The sequence below is a fragment of the Mycobacterium paraterrae genome (assembly GCF_022430545.2).
GTDB lineage: Bacteria > Actinomycetota > Actinomycetes > Mycobacteriales > Mycobacteriaceae > Mycobacterium > Mycobacterium paraterrae.
The window spans coordinates 3,254,694-3,276,039 of record NZ_CP092488.2 but is presented as its reverse complement, the minus strand read 5'-3'; the positions used below and the strand labels follow the sequence as shown (position 1 = coordinate 3,276,039).

Here is a 21,346-nt window from a genome sequence, read left to right as displayed (position 1 = left end):
GCCGACTGCGGTAGCAATAAGACTCATACATAGCGTTCCCTCATCTCATGAAATCGCGTTGATCGAGTTCAGCAGCCGCGGCTTGAACTCATCCGGGATCGGAATGTACCCGGCGCTGAGCAAACCTTGCTGACCCGACCCGATCGAACTCTGCAGGAAAGCCCGCACGGCCTGACCCACGTTGGGGTCTTGATATTTCGAGCAGACGATCTCATACGTCGCCAGCACGATCGGATAGGCGCCCGGCTGGTTCGGCCGATAGAACGAGATGGTGTCGAGGGCGAGGTCGTCGCCCTTCTTGATGAACCACGCCGTAGAGATGGTCTTGCCGACCGACTCGGGGCTGATCGCGACCGCGTCGGGGCCGGCCGAGGTGATGATGCTGGCGGTGTTCAAATGCTCGGATTGCGCGAACGACCAGGCGAGATAGGTGACCGAGCCCTCGGTGTTTTTCACCTTGTCGGCGGCGCCGTCGTTGCCGACGACGCCCTCGCCGACCCCGCCGTTGAACTTCCGTCCCGCGGGAAAGCCCCAGGTGCCCCTCGAGGCGGTGTCCAGATATCGCTGGAAGTTGTCCGTGGTCCCAGATTCGTCGCTGCGAAATATGACGTGAATCGGCTCGTTCGGGAGTTGGACGCCGAGATTCTGCAGCTGAATCGCGCCGTCGTTCCACATGTTGATCTGGCCGTTGAAGATTTGCGCCGCGGTCAAACCATCGAGATTCAGCGTCTTGACACCGTTGACGTTGAACGCGATCGCGATCGGGCTGATCACCATCGGCAGGTTCCAGGTCGGCGAACCACACCGCTGCTGGGCCTTGTCATATTCGACTCGCGTCAGTGTGGAATCGGAACCGGCGAAATCGTTCTTGCTTTCCAGGAACTCGTTGATTCCGGCGCTGGAGTCGTCGGCGGTGTAATCCAGCGACTGCCCCGGGCAGGCCTGCGCGAAAGCTTTGCCGAATTCGGCCATCGCGTTCTTCTGAGCGGTCGAGCCGCTTGCCTTCACTTCCGCCTTACCGCCGCAGGTCACCTTCACCGGCGGCGCGCTCGTCGTCGAACTTCCGCCGGCGGCGTTGTTGTGACTGCCGCATGCTGACAGGACCACCACCCCCGTCACCAGAATGCTCAGTGCGGCGCTAAATCGGTTGAGCTTCAATCGAATTCCTTCAGACGGTCAGCGGAGTCAGTCGCACCGGCGTGTCGCGCGCATTGCTGTATCGCTCGCATCCATGAGGCATGGTAACAAGATTCGGCCTGCGGCAATTATGGCCCGACTTTCATAAGGCCGACGGGTTTTGCGATTTCAGCCGCCGTTTGCCCCGCGTTCATGCATCCGACTCGCGCGATTATCGCTCGCTTTCGGGGCGAGCGGTAGGCGGGCTATTGCCGCAACCGGGTGCGCCGACGGCCCACCTGAGCCCCGTGGTCCTGAAAATCGCAAACCAGTTGCGTATCAACCGGTTTGTGCATAATCGCCGACGGGCACTAGGCACAGTATCGGCCCAGCCCCCGGTCGGGATCGTGACGACCTAGGTTGTCGCCTAGAGCCCGAACAGCGAGCTGGCGACAGCCTCGGCGGAACCGCTGGCAGTCAGACCGAGCAATTGGTCGACTGTCTCGGTCGCCAGCGCGGGATCCAACGCGGTCAGGAAGGCGGCCAGCGTCGTGGAATCGGTCACCACGTCGCCGGTGCCCAGGTCACCCAGGTTGGGAACCGAGATCAAGTCCGTCAGCAGCGTTTCCCAGCGTCTCATTGCCCAGCGTCTCGGTCGGGGCCAGCGGCGCGCTGATGGTCAGGTTGTCCAGGAACACGTTCTGGGTGCTCGTGAGACCGAGCACGGTCCCCACGTCCGTGTCGGCACGCGGGGTCGCGGTGCCGGTCAGGTCGAAGATTGTCAACCAGGAGCGAATCGCCTGCGGACCGGACCGCCGCCCGGTCTTGGAGAACGAATGTTCACGCAGTGTTGACACGTACCTGCCGGGTTGTCGGCCTTGGTCGCCTATCGTGGAATACGTGCGGCCGGCGCACTGTTGCAGCCCACGTGACATGAGTCGCATGTTCCCGCCGCGATGGCCTTGATCACAAATGCCCACATTTTGAGCCAAAGAGGGCTCCGCAATCGTTGATGAATTGCCCGGTACTTACCAAAGGACGGACGACGTGGAAACACTGCAAGATTTCGTCAGCGGACGCTTCGCTGACCTGACGACCACTAGCGGCCTAGCCGATTGGGCGCGTCACATGCTCAACGCGGTCACCTCGGCGGCCTCGTCGGTGCGCCTCACACCGGCCACCACGCCCGCCGCGTCACCCCGACCCGGCTACGTCCTGGTCGGCCCCGAACTTCCCCTGATCAGCCCAGGGGTCGAGCGCTGCTGACAGCCGCCGCGCGCTGACGAACTCGCGGCGCGCGCCGCTGAACGGGTCGTCGAACTCCAATCGCTGCGCCAGCAATTGCAACGGCGTCGAGAAATCGTCGTCGGCGACGCTGATTACTCGCGGATACAGCGGGTCCCCGTAGATGGGGAGACCTAGCGCCGCCATGTGCACCCGAAGCTGATGCGTACGACCGGTCCGCGGTGTCAGCCGATACAACCCGTCGGCCGACAACAGCTCGACGAACGTCACCGCATTGGGCTCGCCGGCTTCCTCGATCGCTTGGAAGTCGCCGCGACGCTTGATGATTCGACTGCGCACTTCGCGCGGCAATGCGACGCACGGGTCTACGGCCGCCCTAGCCAGATACGTCTTGTCCACCGCGCCACGGGCAAACATCGTCTGATACGCCCCGCGGAGCTCGCGACGCTTGGTGAACAGCAGCACCCCCGCCGTCAACCGATCCAGCCGATGCGCCGGGCTGAGTTCGTCGAGCCCGAGCTGTCGGCGCAGGCGTACCAGCGCCGTCTGCGCCACGTGCCGCCCACGCGGCATGGTGGCCAGGAAGTGCGGCTTGTCGGCGACCAGAATGTCGTCGTCCTGGTAGAGCACCGGGATGTCGAAGGGCACCTCGACCTCGTCGCGCAGTTCGCGGTAGAGGTAGACCACGGCGCCAGCCGGCAACACGGTGGCGGGATCGAGCACTGCACCGCTCTGATCGACGACCTCCCCGGCGACCGCTTTCGCGGCCACCTCAGGACCGAACCTACTGGCCAGCTCCTCGCCCAGCGGCCCGCCGTGCACCCGCAACCGCGCCGGTCCCAGCCCGTCGCGGGGCGGCAGCGGCGCTCGCCTCATGTGCAGCCCCTAATTCAGCGGCACCGGCTCGAGGATCTCCGCGCGTGCCTCCGGGGCGCTGGCCCGCAGGGCATCGGCGGATGCGTCGTCGGGCTGGGTCTGGGACAGCACTTCGGCCTCGACTCGCGCTGTGTAGGTCTGCACTTCGCGGTCCACGTCGGCCGCGGTCCAGCCCAGGATTGGCGCGACGATGTCGGCTACCTCGCGTGCGCAGTCCACACCGCGGTGGGAGTACTCGATCGCGATGCGGGTCCGCCGCGCCAGCACGTCCTCCAGGTGCAGCGCACCCTCGGCCGCGACGGCGTACGCCGCCTCCACCCTGAGATAGCCGGGAGCTGCGGCGATCGGGTTGAGTAGGTCGCGCCGGTCGGCGGCCATCGCCAGGACTTCGCTCATCAGCGACCCGTAGCGGTCCAGCAGATGGCGCACCCGGTAGGGATGCAGGCCTTCGAGCGCGCCGACGTGTTCGGTTTGGTTGATCAGCGCGAAGTATCCGTCAGCGCCCAACAGCGGCACCTTCTCGGTGATCGACGGGGCAACCCGGGCCGGAACATATTGCGCTGCAGCATCAATCGCGTCGGCACCCATCACGCGATAGGTGGTGTACTTACCGCCGGCGATGGCGACCAGTCCCGGGGCGGGCACCGCGACAGCGTGCTCGCGCGATAACTTGGACGTCTCTTCACTTTCGCCGGCCAGTAGTGGCCGCAGGCCCGCATACACGCCGTCAATGTCGTTGTGGCTCAACGGAGTAGCGAGCACGGTGTTGACGGTGCCGAGAATGTAGTCGATGTCAGCCTTGGTGGCGGCCGGGTGCGCCAGGTCGAGATTCCAGTCGGTGTCAGTAGTTCCGATGATCCAGTGGTTTCCCCACGGGATCACGAACATCACCGACTTCTCGGTACGCAGGATGATCGCGACGTCGCTGACGATCCGGTCGCGGGGGACGACAATGTGCACGCCCTTGGACGCGCGCACCCGGAATCGCCCGCGCTGCTTGGACAACGCCTGGATCTCGTCGGTCCACACCCCGGTCGCGTTGACCACGACGTGCCCGCGGACTTCGTTGATCGCACCGTCCTCGGAGTCGCGCACTCGCACCCCGGTGACCCGATCGCCTTCGCGAAGCAACGACACCACCTGGGTCGACGACCGCACCACGGCGCCGTAGTGCGCGGCGGTGCGCACGACGGTCAGGGTGTGCCGGGCATCGTCGACAACGGTGTCGTAGTAGCGAATTCCGCCGATCAGTGCGCTGCGCTTCAGCCCCGGAGACAGCCGCAGGGCGCCGGCACGGGTCAGATGTTTCTGCGCGGGAACCGATTTCGCGCCGCCAAGTTGGTCATAGAGCATGATGCCGGCAGCCACGTACGGCCGCTCCCACCACCGCTTGGTCAGCGGATAGAGAAACGGCAGCGGCTTGACCAGATGCGGGGCCAGCGTGGTCAGCGACAACTCGCGCTCGAACAGCGCCTCGCGCACCAAACCGAATTCCAGTTGCTCGAGATAGCGCAGACCGCCGTGGAACATCTTCGACGACCGACTCGACGTGCCGGAGGCGAAGTCACGGGCTTCGACCAACGCCACCTTCAGCCCCCGCGTCGCGGCGTCCAGCGCAGCGCCTGATCCCACCACCCCGCCACCGATGACGACGACGTCGAACTGCTCGCTGCCGAGGCGTTCCCACGCCGAGGCGCGTTGTTCGGGGCCCAAATAGCTCGCCGGCACGCGATCCGCGTCGCTCACGACACAAGTCTCCTGTCGGTTACTCGTCAGTAGGTCGCTGTTTCAGGCTACCTGTCGGAACGGCCCCGCTCTCCCCATCGCGTCCCGCGGCCGCGGGTTCAGTCCAGGTCGTCATGTGCCATCAGGCGACGCGCCGCTTCGGTGATCGATCCCGACAGCGACGGGTACACGCTCAGGGTCTGCGCCAGGTGGTTCACCGTCAGCCGAGTCTGGACCGCCATGGCGATCGGCAGGATCAGCTCCGAGGCGATGGGTGCGACCACTACGCCGCCGATCACCACGCCCGTGGCCGGGCGACAGAAGAGCTTGACGAAGCCGTGCCGCAGCCCCGACATCTTGGCCCGCGCGTTGGTGCGGAGCGGCAGCATGATGGTCCGGGCCTGCACCAACCCCTCGTCGATCGCGGATTGAGGGACACCGACGGCAGCCAGTTCGGGGCGGGTGAACACCGCAGCGGCGACGGTCCGCAGCCGGATCGGCGTGACGGCCTCGCCCAGGGCGTGCCACATCGCGATCCGGCCCTGCATCGCCGCGACCGAGGCCAGCGGCAGCAGGCCCGTGCAGTCGCCGGCGGCGTAGATGTTGGACACCGAGGTCCGTGACACCCGGTCGACGGTGAGGTAACCCCCGCGCCCCAGTTCGATGCCGACCCGGTCCAGCCCCAAGCCGCCGGTGTTCGGCACCGAGCCGATCGTCATCAGCGCGTGGCTGCCCTCGACGGTCCGGCCGTCGGCCAATGTCACCAGCACCCCCGCATCGGTACGGGTCACCGAGTCGGCCCTGGCGTTCTTGACGAGTTGGACGCCGCGTTCGGAGAAGATCCGCTCCAGCACGGCGGCCGCGTCGGCGTCCTCGTAGGGCAGGATCTGGTCACGGCTGGCCACCACCGTCACGTCGACGCCCAGTTCGGTGTAGGCGTGGACGAACTCGGCGCCGGTCACGCCCGAGCCGACCACGATCAGATGCTCCGGCAGCGCATCCAGGTCGTATAGCTGACGCCAGGTCAAAATGCGTTCGCCGTCGGGGCGCGCGGTCGGCAGCTCGCGGGGGCTGGCCCCGGTGGCGATCAGCACTACGTCGGCCTCGTAGATGCTGGTGCCGCCGTCGGGCGCGGTGGCCTGCACTTGGTGGGTGGCAAGACCCGGCGTCGTGTCGACCAGCGCGCCCCTGCCCTCGACGACGTCGACGCCGGCGCTGAGCAGTTGCGCTTTGACGTCTGCGGACTGTTCGGCGGCCAGCCGCTTGACGCGCTGGTGGATGTCGGACAGCGAGATCTTGGCGGCCTCGATATCGACGTCGAAGCCCAGATGCGGCCCGCGCCGCAGCTCGGTCCGGACCCCGGTCGAGGCGATGAACGCCTTCGACGGCACGACGTCGAAGAGCACGGCCGCGCCGCCGATGCCTTCGGAGTCGATGACGGTCACGTGGGCGTCACGTGCCGCCGCGATGAGCGCCGCCTCGTATCCGGCGGGTCCTCCCCCGATGATCACGATGCGGGTCGCCACGACACATAACCTAGCCCGTCGACGATGCAGCCGCCGTGCGGCTGAGGAGACGGGCCCGTCGGTCTAAGAACGTTGCGGATATGCGCCGCGCCCGCGCACGCCGTCTAAGATTTCTCCGTGCCGCTCTACGCCGCCTATGGCTCGAACATGCATCCCGACCAGATGCAGCAGCGTGCACCGCATTCCCCGATGGCCGGAACAGGCTGGCTACACGGTTGGCGGTTGACGTTCGGCGGCGAGGACATCGGTTGGGAAGGCGCGCTGGCCACCGTCGTCGAAGACCCCACCTCGAAGGTGTTCGTGGTTCTCTATGACATGACGCCGGCCGACGAGGCCACCCTTGACCGCTGGGAAGGGTCCGAACTGGGCATCCACAAGAAGATCCGTTGCCGGGTGGAACGCCTGTCGTCGGACACCACGACGGATCCAGTGCTGGCCTGGCTGTATGTGGTCGACGCCTGGGAAGGCGGCCTGCCGTCGGCGCGTTACATCGGCGTAATGGCAGACGCCGCCGAAATAGCCGGTGCACCAAGCGAATACGTGCACAAGATCAGGACCTGCCCGGCCCGCAACGTCGGACCGGGCCACGGCGAATAGCTTAAGGCGGCACTCGTCGGCTGGTCTCCAGCGCGATACACAATTCCGCCGCCGCACGAGGGTCGTTGAGGGCGCGACCGGTGTACTGCTCGAGCTTGCGCAGCCGTTGGCGGACGGTGTTCGGGTGGACGAACAACACGGTGGCCGCGCGGTCGGCCGAGCCGCGGCTGTCGAACCACGCTTCCAACGTGTCCAGCAGCGCATCGCGCTCGTGACCAGGCAGGTCGTCCAGGGGACCGAGGACATTTGCGGCGATGCGGCCCATCACCTCCGGCGCCGCCGCAGTTGTCACCGCCAGCACGTCGCGGTCGAAGACTGTCACCGGTCCGCGGTCCGGCCGACCTGCGGTCATGGCGATCCTGGCGTATCGCAGCGCACCCGCGGTGTCGGCCAGGTCCGGAATCGGCGGACTGATGCCCACCCGGGTCTCGCCGTATCCGCTCAACGCCTCGACCACGGTGTCCAGGACGCCCTCGGGCCCGAGCTGCAGGATGCCGATCTCGATGTCGGGCTGAAGGCGCCACGCGGAGTAGATGCCGCGCGCGGCCAGTCGGCCTTCGATCCCAGGCAGCACCGAGCGGCCGATGCTGGCCAGTTCGGCGCACACCACCAGGTAGGGTCCCTGCAGCGAAATGCGAAGCGTGTCAGCGGTATTCCATAGATCGACGGTGTCGGCGAGGCGTCCGTCGATCAGCGCTTGCACCATCGCAGACCGTTCCTGTTGACGGTCGACGAATTGCCGGGCCATCTCTTGCTGGTATCCGGTCACCATCGCCGTGGTGAACTCCTCGAGCACGCGCCACATGGCCGAGGAGGCGCCCACGACCCCGGCGTCGGTGACGGTGTTGCGGCCAGCGGCCTCGGCGGCGAGTTCGTCCCAGATGAATCGCGCGCACAACCGATAGGAGTCCATGACCGCAGCTAGCGGGACACCGGCCGCCGCACGGTTACGGCCGGTCTCTGCCGCGGCGCGGGTATCGAAGCCGGGCGTCGCGGCTCCGAATGCGCCGAGAATCGAGCCGAGATGCTCGCGCACGGTTGACCGCAGATCCTCGTCAGACACCAGGGCGACGGTGCGGTGAAATCCCACCTCCCGGCGCATCAGGGCCAACATGGTGTCGGCGAGTTCGTCGGCGCGCGACAATAGAGCGTCGCCCAGTTCGGCAAGCTGGGCCACGACGGATTCGGCCGGCATACCGGCAGCGTAGTCGCCGCCGATCAGGGAATAAGCACGGTGGAGCCGTGCGTCTTGCGTCCCTCGAGGTCGCGGTGCGCTCGGGCCGCTTCAGCCAGCGGGTACGTCGTGCCGGTCGTCACTGTGACTGTTCCGTTCCTGATCGCGTCGAACAACTCCGCTGAGCGCCAAGCGAATTCGTCGTAGTCACGGTTGAAGTGCGTTCGCATGGGCCGGGTCAGATACACCGAACCTGCCGCGTTGAGTCGCTGCGGATCGACCGGTGGGACGGGTCCGCTCGAGGCCCCGTAGAGTGCCAGCGTGCCTCGAACGGCCAAGCTGGCCAGGCTGGCATCGAACGTCGACTTTCCAACCCCGTCGTAAACCGCCGCGACACCGTGCCCATCGGTCAGCGAGCGAATCGTGCGGCCGAAATCGGTGGGATTGTCGGGATAGTCGAGCACCTCGACCGCCCCGGCCTGACGTGACAGTGTCGCCTTCTCAGGAGTCGAGACGGTGGTGACCACACGGGCGCCCAGGCTGGTCGCCCACTGGGTCAGGATCAGCCCGACTCCCCCGGCGCCGGCATGCAACAGCACGGTGTCGCCCGTGCGGACCGGATACACCGACTTGATCAAGAGATGCGCGCTTGATCAAGAGATGCGCGGTGTGCCCCTTGAGCAACGACGACGCGGCGACCTCCGGGGTGATGCCGGCCGGTACCGGGGTGACCAGATCGGCCGCCGCCACTGTGAATTCGGCATAGGCACCCATCGCGTCCGAGGTCGCAACCCGGTCGCCCATCGCCAGTCGGGTCACGCCGTCACCCACTGCGGCGACGGTGCCGCAGACCTCGCTGCCGACGATAAAGGGCAGCGGACGAGAGTAGAGCCCGGTCCGGAAATAGGTGTCGATGAAATTGACGCCGATGGCCTCGGCCTGGATCAACACTTGATCGGGCCCGGGTTCGGGCACGGGGCGGTCGACGGTGGCGAGGACTTCGGGGCCGCCGTGCTTCGACACCTCGATGGCGCGCACGGTCAGCCTAGGTGGGCGACCTGGGGCGTGGTGGGCACGACGATCACGGTCGGCCCCTCGACACCCAATGCGGCTTCGAACTCCTTGGCCAGATGCTCGGTGCCGTCGACCGTGACGGCCCGACAACCGAACCCGACCGCGAGAGATTCGATGTCCAGCCCGGGCAGGTCCAGTCCAGGCACGTTGGGCGTCTTCTCCAGCAGTGCAAAGGATTTCAACACGGCGTACTCACCGTTGCGCATCACGACGAACACGATCGGCAGCTTGTGCTGCGCGGCGGTCCAGATGGCCTGGATCGAATACTGGAACGAGCCGTCTCCGATCGTCGCCACCACGTGGCGCTTGCGCCCGACGGCCCGATCGCCGAGCGCAACCCCGACGGCGCCGGGCACACCCCAGCCGATGCCACCGCTCCCGGTCGCGAAGAACGACCGCGGCCGGACGGCCGGCAACCAGCGCTGCTGCTCGGCCATGGTGGACGTCGATTCGTTCGCCAGGGCGGCCGATGGCGGCTTCAGGGCGCTCAACGTGGAGTAGACCTGATGCGGCGTCAGCGGGGCGCTCGCGGCCTCGCCGGTGGCGGGGCTGCGGTCCAGCGGCGTGGGTGTCGGCCGGTCGGGCTTGGATTCGAGCAGCGGCGTCAACTCCCGCAGGGCCAGCAGCGTGTCGCTGAGCAGGCTGTCGCCGACCGGCGCCGCGCCGGCCAGGAACGGGTCGTTGGTGATGTGCAACAGCTCGCTGCCCTCCGGCAGATATTCGCCGGCCACGTACGGGTAGTACCGAAAGACTTGTGCACCAACGACAATCACCAGATCGTGACCGCGGAGTACCTCGGCCACTTCGGCGATCGTCATCGGCAGCAGGCCCTGCCAGAGCGGGTGATCCTCGGGGAAGCCGGCCCGATCGGTGAGCGCACTCCCGTAGACCGGCGCGTGCACCGCCTCCGCGAATTGCACGCCCGCGTCCCAAGCGTCGGCCCGGTCGACCTCCGGACCGATGACCAGCAGCGGCCGCCGCGCCCGATTTATCCGTTCGGCGAAGCTGTGCAGGCGGTCGGCGTCAGGTGCGCAGCGATTGGTTGCCGTGCGAACGACTGCGGGTCCGAGTGCCGGCTTCTCCCAATCGTCCAGTGGGATCGACAGATACACCGGGCCGGCCGGGGGTTGTAAGGCGACCGTGTAGGCGCGCATGAACGCCGCGGGCACGTCCTGCGCCCGCGCCGGTTCGTAGGACCACTTGACCCACGGCAGGGGTAGCTGCGTTGCCCCGGTGTTGGTCAGGTATGGCTCACACAGCGACATTTCACGCGTCTGCTGTCCCGCGGTGACGATCAGCGGGGTGTTGCTCTTGTAGGCGGCGACGAGACTTCCCATCGCGTTGCCGGTACCGGCGGCGGTGTGCAGGTTGACCAGCGTCGGCTTGCCGGTGGACTGGGCGAAGCCGTCGGCCATCGCGAGAACCGAAGCTTCTTGCAGGCCAAGGACGTAAGTGAAGTCGTCCGGAAAATTTTTGAGGAACGTCTGCTCGGTCGACCCCGGATTGCCGAAGACCGTGGTCAGCCCCAGCGTGCGCAGCAGGTCGTAGGTGACATCCCAAACAGTGGATTGCGTTGCCATCCCGGAATCATTGCAGCCTTGTGCGCGGCACCTCAGTGTTGCGGGCGACATCGTTTCCAGTCGGAAACTGTGCCACTACACAGTGTCGACGCCCTAGGCGTGGGCGGCGGACTGTTCGATGATGTTGACCATCAAACGCACTCCGATTCCCAGTGCGCGCTCGTCGAGGTCGAAGTTCGGCTGATGGAGGTCCAGCTGTGGGCCATGACCGGACCACACGCCGAGGCGGGCCATGGCGCCCGGCACTTCCTCGAGATACCAGGAGAAGTCCTCGCCGCCGCCGGACTGCTTGGTGTCGGCCAGCGCGTCCGGTCCGATCGCCTCGATGGCGTGGGTGATGATCCGCGTCGACACCTCTTCGTTGACCACCGGCGGCACCCCGCGGTGATACTGCACAGTGTGCTCGATGTGCAGCGGAGACAGCAACGCCGAGACCGTCTCGCGCACGACGTCTTCCATGTCCAGCCACGCCTCACGGCTGGCGGTGCGGACCGTGCCCTCGAGCGTGCCGCTCTGCGGAATGGCGTTCGCCGCCACGCCCGCATTGACCGCCCCCCACACCATGACGGTGCTGTGGCGCGGATCGATGCGACGGGAGAGCACACCAGGCAATCCGGTGATCAGCGTTCCCAGTCCGTAGACCAGGTCGCCGGTCAGGTGTGGCCGCGAGGTGTGTCCCCCCGGCGACGTCAGGCTGATCTGAAGCATGTCGGCGGCCGAGGTGATCGGGCCCGGCTTCACCGCAACCTTTCCGACGGCCAATCGGGGGTCGCAGTGCAGCGCAAAGATGCGGCCGACGCCCGACATCGCCCCGGCCGCTATCGTGTCGATCGCGCCGCCGGGCATCAGCTCCTCGGCAGGCTGGAAGATCAGCCGCACTCCGACCGGCAGCTCCGGCGCGGCGGCCAAGGCCAGCGCGGTGCCGAGCAGGATCGCGGTGTGCCCGTCATGTCCACACGCGTGAGCGGCGTTGGGCATCGTCGAGGTGTAGGGCGCGCCGGTCCGCTCGGCCATCGGCAGCGCGTCCATGTCGGCGCGCAGCGCGACTCGTGGCTCCCCTTCGGGCCCTAGGTCGCAGGTCAGCCCGGTGCCGCCGGGCAACACCTTCGGATTGAGCCCTGCCTCGGCCAGCCGCTCGGCGACGAACTGCGTGGTGACGAATTCCTGGCGGCCGAGTTCTGGATAGCGGTGGATGTGGCGCCGCCAGTCGACCAGCTCGTCGTAGTGCGCGGCCAGCCACGCGGCGGCGACGTCGGAAAGGCTCATGAAGACGCCCGCCTGGCGTGCGCCGCCAGCACCCGATCGCGCTGATCCGGGGTCTCGGCGAGGCGAACAATGGTGCGTGCCAACATGATCGCGCCGTCGATGACGGCGTTGTCGGCGCTGGGCGTGATCGCCGCCGCGGTGAAGTCGGGCTGATGAAGCGACGCGCCGCCGGCGTCGACGCCGACCATCGGGTGGATGCCGGGCAGCCGCTGGGTGACGTTGCCCATGTCGGTACTGCCCAGCGGTACCGCCGCCTCGTATTCCTTCGGGATCGGCGATCGCCCGAGCTGGCTCATCTCCGCCCGCACGGTTTCGGCCAGCCAGGAGTCGGGGTTGAGCGCGTCGTACACCGGCTCGGTCTGCGCGATGTCGTAGTCACAGCCGGTGGCCACCGCGCCGGCCAGGAAGCAATTGCTCGCCTTGGCTTCGAGATCGGCCAGCGATGACGCGTCGGTGGCGCGCATCGTGTACTGCAGCTCGGTATGCGCTGGAATGACATTGGCGACCTGCCCGCCGCGGGTGACGATGCCATGGAGCTGCTGGCCAGGAGCCAATTGCTGGCGCAGCAACCCGACCGCTACCTGTGCCACCGTTATCGCGTCGGCGGCGTTGATGCCCAGGAACGGCGCGGCCGACGCGTGGGACTCTTTTCCGTGGTAGGTCACCCGGATGGCCGACAGCGTCAGGGATCGGGCCGCTGCGATGTCCACCGGACCCGGGTGCACCATCACCGAGACCGCCAGGTCGTCGAAGACCCCGGCGTCGAGCATCAGTACTTTCCCGCCTCCGAACTCTTCGGCGGGAGTGCCCAGCAGCGACACCCGCAGACCCAGCTCGTCGGCCACGTCGGCCAGCGCCAGCGCGGCGCCCACCGCCGACGCCGCGATGATGTTGTGGCCGCACGCGTGGCCGATCTCAGGCAGCGCGTCGTACTCGGCGCAGATACCGACGGTGAGCGGCCCGCTGCCGTAGTCGGCCCGAAATGCGGTATCCAGTCCACCGGCGGCGCGGGTGACCTCGAAACCTCGTTCGGCGACCAGGGTTTGCGCCTTTGCGCAGCTGCGGTGCTCGTCGAACGCCAACTCCGGCTCGGCGTGAATCGCGTGCGACAGCGCGACGAGGTCGGTGCTTCGGCGCCGGACCGTGTCGTCGACGCGATCCAGCGCCGGGGTGGAGGACATCGTCGCAGTATCTCACCGCCGCGCCCCGGCGGGCACAACGACTAGTGGCGGTCGACCGTCAGCACGGGGGGCTGCCACTGCGGTGAGCGGCCGAGATGAGCGAGGATGCGGTCGAGGTCGTCGGTCGGCGTGTGGGTCGAAATCGCCGGCCCGAACGGCGCATTGTCGACGGCCCGGAAGTCGCCGTCGGGTACGAGGAGCGCCAACGGCACCGCCCCGGCCAGCACGTCGGCGGGAAGCTCGAACGGGCGGCCGACCGTGCGGGCGACGTCCCAGCCGTGCACCACGTAGTCGATGTAGTGGAATCCGATCGCCATCGCACCAGGGAAGGCCGCGTCGCCGCCGAGCTCCGGCAGGACGAACGGCGCGTCGAGCACGTCGGGACCCGCGAAGGCCTCGATGACGTCGGACGCGGCGGCAGCATAGGTGCCGGCCGGGTCGGCCGCCACCGCGTCGCCAACCGTTCCGGTCTGCCACACCGCCCGGTCGCCGCCGCCCCGAGCGGCTGCGGCAAACCCGCGGTGCTGGACGGTCATGTGCGTGAGCAGGTCGGCGAGGTTCCAGCCGGCGCACGGCGTGGTTTTGGACAGATCGTCGACGGTGACGGTCGAGACGACGTCGACGGACGCCAGCACTGCGATTCGATGCAATGGTCGAAGGTCTTGATTAGTATGCATTCGCTTATCGTATGCGTTTGCTTACTATATGTCCACCTTTATCATCACGGGGTGGTGCGCAAGGCAAAACGTCGAGACCTCGCGGAGATGCTGGCCGAACTCGGACGCCAGGCGGTCGCGGCTGAGATGCCGGTGCTGGCCGAGCACGGCCTGTCGATGTGGGGCTACGTCGTTCTGCTTGCCTTGGACCGCTCCCCGATTCGGACCCAGGCCGCCCTCGCAGACGCGATCGGCGCCGACAAGACACGCATCATTCCGACGCTCGACGAATTACAAGCGCATGGTTTCATCGAGCGGACGCCCGATCCCGACGACCGCCGGGCCCGCTTGCTGGCGATCACCGAAGCCGGCCGCGCCGTCAAGGATGCGGCGCAGGCCGACATCCAGCGCGGCGAGGAGCAGTGGCTGAGACAGATTCCCGCTTACGACCGCGACGTCTTTCTGCGGGTGCTGGATCAGCTCAGCCGGCGTCGTGCCGATTAGGCTGGGAGCTTGTGCTCGCAGAAACCGCAGCGCAGTTCATCGCCGACCGCATCGGTATCGGTGACCACGACGTAGCGATCGTGCTGGGCTCCGGCTGGTCGCCCGCGGTGTCCGCATTGGGCGAGCCGACGGCGATCCTGCCGATGGCCGATGTGCCCGGGTTCACCCCGCCGTCGGCGGCCGGCCACACCGGCCAGGTCATCTCGGTACGCATCGCCAGTCATCGCGTCCTGGTGCTGGCCGGGCGTGTGCACGCCTACGAGGGCCACGACCTGCAGCACGTGGTGCACCCCGTGCGAACGGCGTGCGCGGCCGGCGCCCGCATCGTGGTGCTGACCAACGCCGCCGGTGCTGTGCGCGAAGACTTCGCCGTCGGCCAGCCGGTGCTGATCAGCGACCACCTCAACCTGACCGCGCGGTCGCCGCTGGTGGGCGCCCACTTCGTCGACATGGTCGACGCGTACGCGGCGCGGCTCAGAAGGCTGGCTCGCGAGGTCGATCCAGGGCTGGCCGAAGGCGTCTACGCCGGGTTGCCCGGTCCCCACTTCGAGACGCCCGCCGAGATTCGGATGCTGCGCACGCTGGGCGCCGACCTGGTCGGGATGTCCACGGTGCACGAGACGATCGCGGCGAGAGCCGCGGGCGCCGAGGTGCTCGGCGTCTCGCTGGTCACCAACATGGCGGCCGGTATCACCGGGGCGCCACTCAGCCATGTCGAGGTGCTCGAGACCGGCGCCGCGTCGGCGGCCCGGATGGGTTCGCTGTTGGCCGGCGTAGTCGCACGGCTGTGAACCGCGCCATCGACCCAGCAGACTGGATAGCGCACGACCCCGACCCGGTGACCGCGACTGAGCTGGCCCACTGCTCCGAAGATGAACTCGCACAGCGCTTTTCCCGGCCGCTGTCGTTCGGCACCGCGGGTCTGCGCGGTCCGGTGCGCGGTGGCCCGGACGCAATGAACCTCGCGGTGGTGCTGCGCGCCACGTGGGCGCTGGCGCGGGTTCTCGACGACCGCGGGCTGGCCGGCTCAACCGTGATCGTAGGACGCGACGCCCGACACGGGTCGGCTGCGTTCGCCACCGCGGCCGCCGAAGTGCTTGCCGCCGAAGGCTTTCTGGTGACGCTGCTGGCACAGCCGCTGCCGACGCCGGTGCTCGCGTTCGCCGTCCGCCATGTCGGTGCGGCGGCCGGTATTCAGATCACCGCCTCGCACAATCCGCCCGCCGACAACGGCTACAAGGTCTATTTGGAGGGTGGTATCCAAATCGTCTCCCCCACCGACCGCGAAATCGAAAGGATCATCGCGGCAGCGCCATTCGCCGATGAGATCAATCGGGTGCCGGTCGAACCGTCCGGCTCAGCGTTGGTCGAGCAGTACATCACGCGGGCCGCCGCAGTGCGGCGCTCGAACTCGGTCCCGATCCGCGTGGCGCTGACGGCCCTGCATGGGGTGGGCGGCGCGGTGGCAGTCGAAACGCTTCGCCGCGCGGGCTTCGTCGACGTGCACACCGTCACCAGCCAGTACGATCCCGACCCAGACTTCCCCACGGTCGTTTTTCCCAACCCCGAGGAGCCGGGGACCACCGACGAGTTGCTGGCGCTGGCCGTCGACGTCGATGCCGACGTCGCCGTCGCGCTCGATCCCGACGCCGACCGGTGTGCCGTCGGAGTGCCCACGCCGACCGGTTGGCGGATGCTGTCGGGAGACGAAACCGGTTGGCTGCTAGGCGATTACATTTTGTCGCACGCCCAGACCGCCAACGCCGTGGTGGCTAGCACGGTGGTGTCGTCGAGGATGCTCGCCGCGATCGCCGCACACTGGGGTGCCCGGCACGTCGAGACCCTGACCGGGTTCAAGTGGTTGGCCCGGGCCGACGCCGACTTGCCCGGCAGCGGGTTGGTGTACGCCTACGAGGAAGCCATCGGACATTGCGTCGACCCGGAGGCGGTTCGTGACAAGGACGGCATCAGCGCCGCGGTGCTGGTCTGCGAATTGGTCGCGACCCTCAAACAAGCGCAGCGCTCGCCGCTCGACGCGCTCGACGACCTGGCCCGGCGCTTCGGGGTGCACAGCGGCGCCGCGGTGTCGCGTCCGGTCTCCGATGCCGCAGGGGTCGCCGCACTGCTGCGCCGGCTCCGCGCGTCGCCACCGGACCGGTTAGGTGAATTCTCCTGCACCACAGCGGACTTGATGCCGAGGACCGATGCGCTGATCTTCACCGGCGGTGACGCCGGCGCGTCCGCCCGGGTGGTGGTCCGGCCGTCGGGCACCGAACCGAAGGTGAAGTTCTATATCGAGGCCACCTCTGGCGACCGCGCTCGCGCCGACGCGTTGCGTGACAGACTCGTCGACGACGTCCGCGACTGGTAGCGCCGCTTTAGCGCGGCCCGAATTGCCGGTCTCCGGCATCACCGAGGCCCGGAACGATGTAAGCGCTGTCGTTGAGACCGTCGTCGATGGCGGCGGTGAACAGCCGCGCCTTGGGCGCCGCTTTCTGCAGCGCCGCAACACCTTCCGGAGCGGCCAACACGCACACCACGTCGATGTCGTCCGCCCCACGCCGCTGCAGCAAGCCGATGGCATGCACCATCGAACCACCGGTGGCCAGCATCGGGTCGAGAACGATCACCCGTTGACCGCGTAGATCGTCCGGCAACGACTCCAAATACGGTGCGGGGCAGGCGGTTTCTTCGTCGCGGGCTACTCCGACGAATCCTACCGAGGCCTCTGGTAGTAGCAGCTGGGCCTGGTCGACCATGCCGAGCCCGGCCCGCAGCACCGCCACGAGAAGCGGCGGCTCGGCCAGTCGCGCTCCGGTGGTCTCGGCCAACGGCGTACGCACCGCGACGGTTTCGCGTGGTACGTCGCGGGCCGCCTCGTAAACGAGCATTAGCGACAGCTCACTCAACGCGGTGCGAAACTCGGCGTTGCCGGTGTTCTCGTCACGCAGCGTGGTCAGCCGCACTGCAGCCAACGGATGGTTCACCACATGCACGTCCACGCGACGTGACTTTAGCGTGCGGTTAGGCGCCGAAGAAGTTGAAGACGTCGAACCCGTAGCCGACGAGATCGACCAGCGGCTGCCCGGAGATCAACGGCGAGCCGTCGAAGATCACGTCCGGGGCCAGCGACGGCATACTCGCCGTCAGCTCGGCCCACGACGTCAGCAGCGAAACGTCCAGCTGGTTGGTCAGGTCATACGGCGTCAACAGCGCGTCGACGAACGACGAGGGCAGCGGAGACTGCCCGGCGTCTGCCAGCAGGTCGTTGAGCGGATCGATAACCGTGTGCGCCGCAGCGTATTCCACACCGGCCAGCATCTGCAGCGGATCCATCTTGTCGAAGAAGCCGGCCCCGTCGGACAGCGCCAGCTGACCGTACGCGTCGACCTGCCAGGGCCCGGCCACACCGATCGGATCGGCGCCGGGGACACCGATGCCCGCATCCGGGTCACCCGGATTGCCGTAGCCCCAATTGTTGACCAGGCTCGCGAAAGGGTTGAAGGCGTCGTAGAAGAAGCGTCCCGCCGGCCCGCCGTCGTACATGAACGCCAACGACGGCAGCGGCGCGGGAATCGCGTAGAAATTCGTGTCGCCGATCTTGCCGAGGTCGATGATGTTGTTGACGTCGAGATTCACGCTCGGATCGGGTTCTGGGTAGTAGGGGTGGACGGTCTCGATGCCGAGCAACGCATTGCCCACCGCGAACAGGTTGAGCGGGTCGGACGGGAAGTTGTTCCAGCCGTCGTACTCGCCGATGTAGATGTCGGTGTCGATCCCCGAGGTCGGCGTCGGGTCCAAGCCCATCGGAATACCGAGGAAGGGAACGTGCTGCGGCTCCGGGTCCAGGCTGAATTGACCGACGCCGTCCGGGAATTGGAAGCGGTCCAGGATGCCGCTGACTGGATTGTTCGGGTCGGCAAGCAGCGTGACGTGCAGATGATCCAAGTTGGGATCGTGACTGTTGATGAGTTCGTTCATCCAGACGGTGGCGACGGTCGCGCTCTGCGAGTAGCCGAGCACTGAAACGTTGTTGCCCGCGTCCAGCGCCAATTTCGGAGCTCCATTAAGAGCATCGACGCCTCTAACCACCGAATCGCCGAAGTTCAGATTGTCCTGGCTCGCCGAGCAGATGATCGGGCAGAACTGCTCCGGAGTCTCCAGCGCCTGGTAGCTGTAGCCCGACGGGAGATACAAATTCTCGACGCTGCTCAGGTAGTTCGAGTCCGGTATCGGATTCCCGGTGCCGCCCATGATCCAGCCCTCGTTGGCGACCAGACCGACCTCGGCTATCAACGCCCGCACCCCGGCCTGAAAGGCCGGTGTCATGGTCATCGCGGTCGCGCACGCGGCTGCCGCGGCAAGAGCACCGAGAGCGCGAGTCCGCGCAGCCGTTATCGCAACCGTCATCGCAACCTCCATGCCCGCGGACGGCACCCCCGACCCTGCGTGGCTGAATCGTAAGGGGGCGCATTTGGCCATGCGGCAAAGTTGTAAAAATTTCTCAGGAATACGGTGCACGACACAGCATCAGCAATCCCGATGGCACTCCTACGCCGCTCATATACTGCCGCCATGCAACGCCGAGCAAGGCGTGCCGGCAGGCCGAGTCGAGTACTCAGCCTGGTCGGGGTGCTAGCCGTCGCCGCGGCCGTCATGCCATGGCACACCCCTGTTCAACAGGCGTTCGATACCCGCGTCGACATGACCGCGACGGCCCTCCCCACCCCCGCGCACGTGGTGATCGTCGTCGAAGAAAACCGCTCGCAGAGCAACATCATCGGCAACAAAGCGGCACCGTTCATCAATCAACTGGCCGCGGGTGGGGCGATGATGTCGCAATCCTTCGCCGAAGTGCATCCCAGCGAACCCAACTACTACGCGCTGTTCGCCGGCAACACCTTGGTGAAGGACAACGTCTGTCCGGTCGACGCGGGCAACGAACCGAACCTCGGCTCGCAGTTGCTCGGGGCCGGTTACACCTTCATCGGCTTCGCCGAGAACCTGCCCGCGCCGGGCTCGGAGGAGTGTCGTTCAGGCAAGTACGCGCGTAAACACGTTCCGTGGGCCAGCTTCACCAATATCCCCGCCGCGCGGTCCCTCCCGTTCTCGGCCTTCCCGGCACCAGGGAATTACGCCAGCCTGCCGACCGTCTCGATGGTCATCCCCAACCTCGACAACGACATGCACGACGGGTCGATCGCGCAGGGCGACCAATGGCTGCACCAGAACCTGTCCCAATACGCGTCGTGGGCGCGGGCCAACAACAGCCTGCTGATCCTCACCTGGGACGAGGACGACAACTCGTCCCACAACCAGATCCCGACGGTGATCTATGGAGCAGGAGTCCGGCCGGGCACGTACGACCAGCCGATCAGCCACTACAACGTGTTGTCGACGCTGGAGCAGATGTACGGGCTGCCCAAGCTCGGCTATGCGACGCGAGCCCCGGTGATCTCCGACATCTGGGGTGCCTGACCCCGGTCCGGCGGCCCGTCGTCGCTATTGTGTGCCGCATGGCTGCTGACCTCGTGCCAATCCGCTTGAGCCTGACGGATGGTGACCGCTACACGGTATGGGCACCCCGCTGGCGTGACTCAGGCGACGAGTGGGAGGCGTTCCTCGGCAAAGACGAAGATCTCTACGTCTTCGAGTCGCCCGCAGATCTGGTCGCGTTCGTGCGGACCAACACCGACAACGACCTCGTCGACCACCCGGCCTGGCAGGCGCTCACCGAGGCCAACGCTCACAAGCTGGAGCCCCGCGAGGACAAGCACTTCGACCTGGTGGCGGTCGAAGATCTGGTCGCTGAGAAGCCGACCGACGAGTCGGTGGCGACGTTGGCCAACGCGCTGACGATCGTCTCGTCGATCGGGTCGGTGTGCGAGCTGCCGGCGGTGATGAAGTTCTTCAACGGCAACCCCACGCTGGGCTCACTGAGCGGCGGCATCGACCACTTCACCGGCAAGGCCGGCCTGAAGCGCTGGCACGCCATCGCCGACGCGGTCGGGCGCAGCTGGGACGACGTGCTGGGCGCGATCGAGAAGATCGTCAGCATCCCGGACGTCGACAGCAAGGTGTCGGAGGCGGCGGCGGCCGAGTTGGCCGAACCGGTCGAGGAAGAGGAGCTCGAAGCCGACACCCCCGACGAGGACGTGGAGTCCGAGACGGTGCCCGTCGACGACGAGACGACCACCGATCGTGCGGCCGGCGACGAAGTGGTGCTCGGCGGTGACGAGGACTTCTGGGCCAAGGTCGGCATCGACCCGATCACGATCATGACCGGGACCAGCACCTTCTATACGCTGCGCTGCTACTTCGACGATCGCCCGATCTTCCTGGGCCGCAACGGAAGAATCAGCGTATTCAGCTCGGAGCGCGCGCTGGCCCGCTACCTTGCCGACGAGCACGACCACGACCTGTCGGACCTGAGCACCTACGACGACATCCGCACGGCGGCGACCGATGGCTCGCTGCACATCCACATCACCGACGACAACGTCTACGTTCTCAGCGGGCTGGCCGACGACTTCGCCGACGGCCCCGACGCGGTCGACCACGAGCAGCTCGACCTGGCCGTCGAATTCCTTCGGGACCTCGGCGACTACTCCGAAGACACGACCGTCGACAAGGCTCTCGACGTCGACGAGCCGTTGGGCAAGCTGATCGCCTACGTCCTGGATCCCGATTCGACGAGCAAGCCCGCCGGCCCGTACGCGACGGCGGTGCGGGAGTGGGAAGAACTGGTGCGTTTCGTCGAGTCGCGGCTAAGGCGCGAATAGCGCCGCAAGCCTGCGACGAACCAAAATGCGAGAGTCGCGGCTAA

General features: G+C 66.9%; 19 protein-coding genes and 1 pseudogene. 6 read left to right on the top strand and 14 right to left on the bottom strand.

Annotated elements, in window-relative coordinates; genetic code table 11:
- Nucleotides 1–45: 45 nt before the first annotated feature.
- From pstS to MKK62_RS15770, 6 genes are all read right to left on the bottom strand, one after another.
- Nucleotides 46–1,158, bottom strand: coding sequence for a phosphate ABC transporter substrate-binding protein PstS (gene pstS, locus MKK62_RS15795; RefSeq protein WP_240259108.1), 1,113 nt, complete (start codon nt 1,156–1,158; stop codon nt 46–48).
- A 385-nt stretch (nt 1,159–1,543) separates the two neighbouring features.
- A complete protein-coding gene (locus MKK62_RS15790) occupies nt 1,544–1,726 on the bottom strand; it encodes a hypothetical protein (protein WP_240259110.1) in 183 nt (60 codons plus the stop codon).
- Complete coding sequence (locus tag MKK62_RS15785) at nt 1,701–2,051, bottom strand: hypothetical protein (RefSeq protein ID WP_240259114.1); 351 nt, start codon at nt 2,049–2,051, stop codon at nt 1,701–1,703. Before MKK62_RS15785 ends, MKK62_RS15790 begins: the two co-directional genes overlap by 26 nt.
- 259 nt (nt 2,052–2,310) lie before the next feature.
- Nucleotides 2,311–3,237 carry a pseudouridine synthase gene (locus tag MKK62_RS15780; RefSeq protein WP_240259121.1) on the bottom strand — a complete coding sequence of 309 codons (927 nt, stop codon included), beginning with the start codon at nt 3,235–3,237 and terminating at the stop codon, nt 2,311–2,313.
- A 9-nt stretch (nt 3,238–3,246) separates the two neighbouring features.
- Nucleotides 3,247–4,983 carry a glycerol-3-phosphate dehydrogenase/oxidase gene (locus MKK62_RS15775; RefSeq protein ID WP_240259148.1) on the bottom strand — a complete coding sequence of 579 codons (1,737 nt, stop codon included), beginning with the start codon at nt 4,981–4,983 and terminating at the stop codon, nt 3,247–3,249.
- 98 nt (nt 4,984–5,081) lie between these two features.
- Nucleotides 5,082–6,488 (bottom strand): NAD(P)H-quinone dehydrogenase, encoded by a 1,407-nt coding sequence (locus tag MKK62_RS15770; protein WP_240259150.1) that lies wholly within the window; start codon nt 6,486–6,488, stop codon nt 5,082–5,084.
- Between the two features lie 117 nt (nt 6,489–6,605).
- Here MKK62_RS15770 and MKK62_RS15765 point away from each other — a divergent pair, with 117 nt between their 5' ends.
- Nucleotides 6,606–7,085 carry a gamma-glutamylcyclotransferase family protein gene (locus tag MKK62_RS15765; protein WP_240259159.1) on the top strand — a complete coding sequence of 160 codons (480 nt, stop codon included), beginning with the start codon at nt 6,606–6,608 and terminating at the stop codon, nt 7,083–7,085.
- A 1-nt stretch (nt 7,086) separates the two neighbouring features.
- Here the strand turns inward: MKK62_RS15765 and MKK62_RS15760 are convergent, their stop codons facing one another.
- From MKK62_RS15760 to MKK62_RS15735, 6 genes and pseudogenes are all read right to left on the bottom strand, one after another.
- Nucleotides 7,087–8,280, bottom strand: coding sequence for a PucR family transcriptional regulator (locus tag MKK62_RS15760; RefSeq protein ID WP_240259161.1), 1,194 nt, complete (start codon nt 8,278–8,280; stop codon nt 7,087–7,089).
- Nucleotides 8,281–8,303: 23 nt separating this feature from the next.
- Nucleotides 8,304–9,297 (bottom strand): annotated as a pseudogene (locus MKK62_RS15755) (quinone oxidoreductase family protein).
- Between the two features lie 2 nt (nt 9,298–9,299).
- Nucleotides 9,300–10,913: a benzoylformate decarboxylase gene (gene mdlC, locus MKK62_RS15750; protein ID WP_240259176.1), complete on the bottom strand. Its 1,614-nt coding sequence runs from the start codon at nt 10,911–10,913 to the stop codon at nt 9,300–9,302.
- Between the two features lie 93 nt (nt 10,914–11,006).
- On the bottom strand, nt 11,007–12,179 hold the full coding sequence (locus MKK62_RS15745) for an amidohydrolase (RefSeq protein ID WP_240259178.1): 1,173 nt from the start codon (nt 12,177–12,179) through the stop codon (nt 11,007–11,009).
- Nucleotides 12,176–13,360: a M20 family metallopeptidase gene (locus MKK62_RS15740; RefSeq protein WP_240259180.1), complete on the bottom strand. Its 1,185-nt coding sequence runs from the start codon at nt 13,358–13,360 to the stop codon at nt 12,176–12,178. The genes MKK62_RS15745 and MKK62_RS15740 overlap by 4 nt, the downstream gene beginning before the upstream one ends.
- A gap of 41 nt (nt 13,361–13,401) precedes the next feature.
- On the bottom strand, nt 13,402–14,037 hold the full coding sequence (locus MKK62_RS15735) for a TIGR03086 family metal-binding protein (RefSeq protein WP_240259182.1): 636 nt from the start codon (nt 14,035–14,037) through the stop codon (nt 13,402–13,404).
- A gap of 87 nt (nt 14,038–14,124) precedes the next feature.
- On the opposite strand from MKK62_RS15735, the gene MKK62_RS15730 reads away from it, so the two are divergent.
- The 3 genes from MKK62_RS15730 to MKK62_RS15720 are packed head-to-tail and all read left to right on the top strand — an operon-like array spanning nt 14,125 to nt 16,891.
- Entirely contained in the window at nt 14,125–14,520 is a 396-nt protein-coding gene (locus MKK62_RS15730; protein ID WP_434085092.1) for a MarR family winged helix-turn-helix transcriptional regulator, read from the top strand.
- Between the two features lie 11 nt (nt 14,521–14,531).
- Entirely contained in the window at nt 14,532–15,311 is a 780-nt protein-coding gene (locus tag MKK62_RS15725) for a purine-nucleoside phosphorylase (RefSeq protein WP_240259194.1), read from the top strand.
- Between the two features lie 8 nt (nt 15,312–15,319).
- On the top strand, nt 15,320–16,891 hold the full coding sequence (locus MKK62_RS15720) for a phospho-sugar mutase (protein WP_240264126.1): 1,572 nt from the start codon (nt 15,320–15,322) through the stop codon (nt 16,889–16,891).
- A gap of 7 nt (nt 16,892–16,898) precedes the next feature.
- On the opposite strand, the gene upp is transcribed toward MKK62_RS15720, so the two are convergent.
- Nucleotides 16,899–17,522, bottom strand: coding sequence for a uracil phosphoribosyltransferase (gene upp / locus MKK62_RS15715; protein ID WP_240259196.1), 624 nt, complete (start codon nt 17,520–17,522; stop codon nt 16,899–16,901).
- Between the two features lie 22 nt (nt 17,523–17,544).
- Nucleotides 17,545–18,930 (bottom strand): PE-PPE domain-containing protein, encoded by a 1,386-nt coding sequence (locus tag MKK62_RS15710; RefSeq protein ID WP_240259198.1) that lies wholly within the window; start codon nt 18,928–18,930, stop codon nt 17,545–17,547.
- 165 nt (nt 18,931–19,095) lie between these two features.
- Here MKK62_RS15710 and MKK62_RS15705 point away from each other — a divergent pair, with 165 nt between their 5' ends.
- The gene (locus tag MKK62_RS15705) at nt 19,096–19,998 is read left to right on the top strand and encodes an alkaline phosphatase family protein (RefSeq protein ID WP_240259200.1); all 903 of its coding nucleotides are present in this window, start codon (nt 19,096–19,098) and stop codon (nt 19,996–19,998) included.
- Between the two features lie 38 nt (nt 19,999–20,036).
- Nucleotides 20,037–21,302, top strand: coding sequence for a protein export chaperone SatS (gene satS / locus MKK62_RS15700; RefSeq protein WP_240259202.1), 1,266 nt, complete (start codon nt 20,037–20,039; stop codon nt 21,300–21,302).
- Nucleotides 21,303–21,346 lie beyond the last annotated feature (44 nt).

Excerpts from the sequence above, each read along its gene's own strand:
- MKK62_RS15785 (WP_240259114.1), bottom strand. The coding sequence starts at position 2,051 with ATGTCACGTGGGCTGCAACAGTGCGCCGGCCGCACGTATTCCACGATA.
- MKK62_RS15780 (WP_240259121.1), bottom strand. The coding sequence starts at position 3,237 with ATGAGGCGAGCGCCGCTGCCGCCCCGCGACGGGCTGGGACCGGCGCGG.
- MKK62_RS15760 (WP_240259161.1), bottom strand. The coding sequence starts at position 8,280 with ATGCCGGCCGAATCCGTCGTGGCCCAGCTTGCCGAACTGGGCGACGCT.
- mdlC (WP_240259176.1), bottom strand. The coding sequence starts at position 10,913 with ATGGCAACGCAATCCACTGTTTGGGATGTCACCTACGACCTGCTGCGC.
- MKK62_RS15745 (WP_240259178.1), bottom strand. The coding sequence starts at position 12,179 with ATGAGCCTTTCCGACGTCGCCGCCGCGTGGCTGGCCGCGCACTACGAC.
- MKK62_RS15740 (WP_240259180.1), bottom strand. The coding sequence starts at position 13,360 with ATGTCCTCCACCCCGGCGCTGGATCGCGTCGACGACACGGTCCGGCGC.
- MKK62_RS15735 (WP_240259182.1), bottom strand. The coding sequence starts at position 14,037 with ATGCATACTAATCAAGACCTTCGACCATTGCATCGAATCGCAGTGCTG.
- MKK62_RS15730 (WP_434085092.1), top strand. The coding sequence starts at position 14,125 with ATGCTGGCCGAACTCGGACGCCAGGCGGTCGCGGCTGAGATGCCGGTG.
- MKK62_RS15710 (WP_240259198.1), bottom strand. The coding sequence starts at position 18,930 with ATGACGGTTGCGATAACGGCTGCGCGGACTCGCGCTCTCGGTGCTCTT.
- MKK62_RS15705 (WP_240259200.1), top strand. The coding sequence starts at position 19,096 with ATGCAACGCCGAGCAAGGCGTGCCGGCAGGCCGAGTCGAGTACTCAGC.
- satS (WP_240259202.1), top strand. The coding sequence starts at position 20,037 with ATGGCTGCTGACCTCGTGCCAATCCGCTTGAGCCTGACGGATGGTGAC.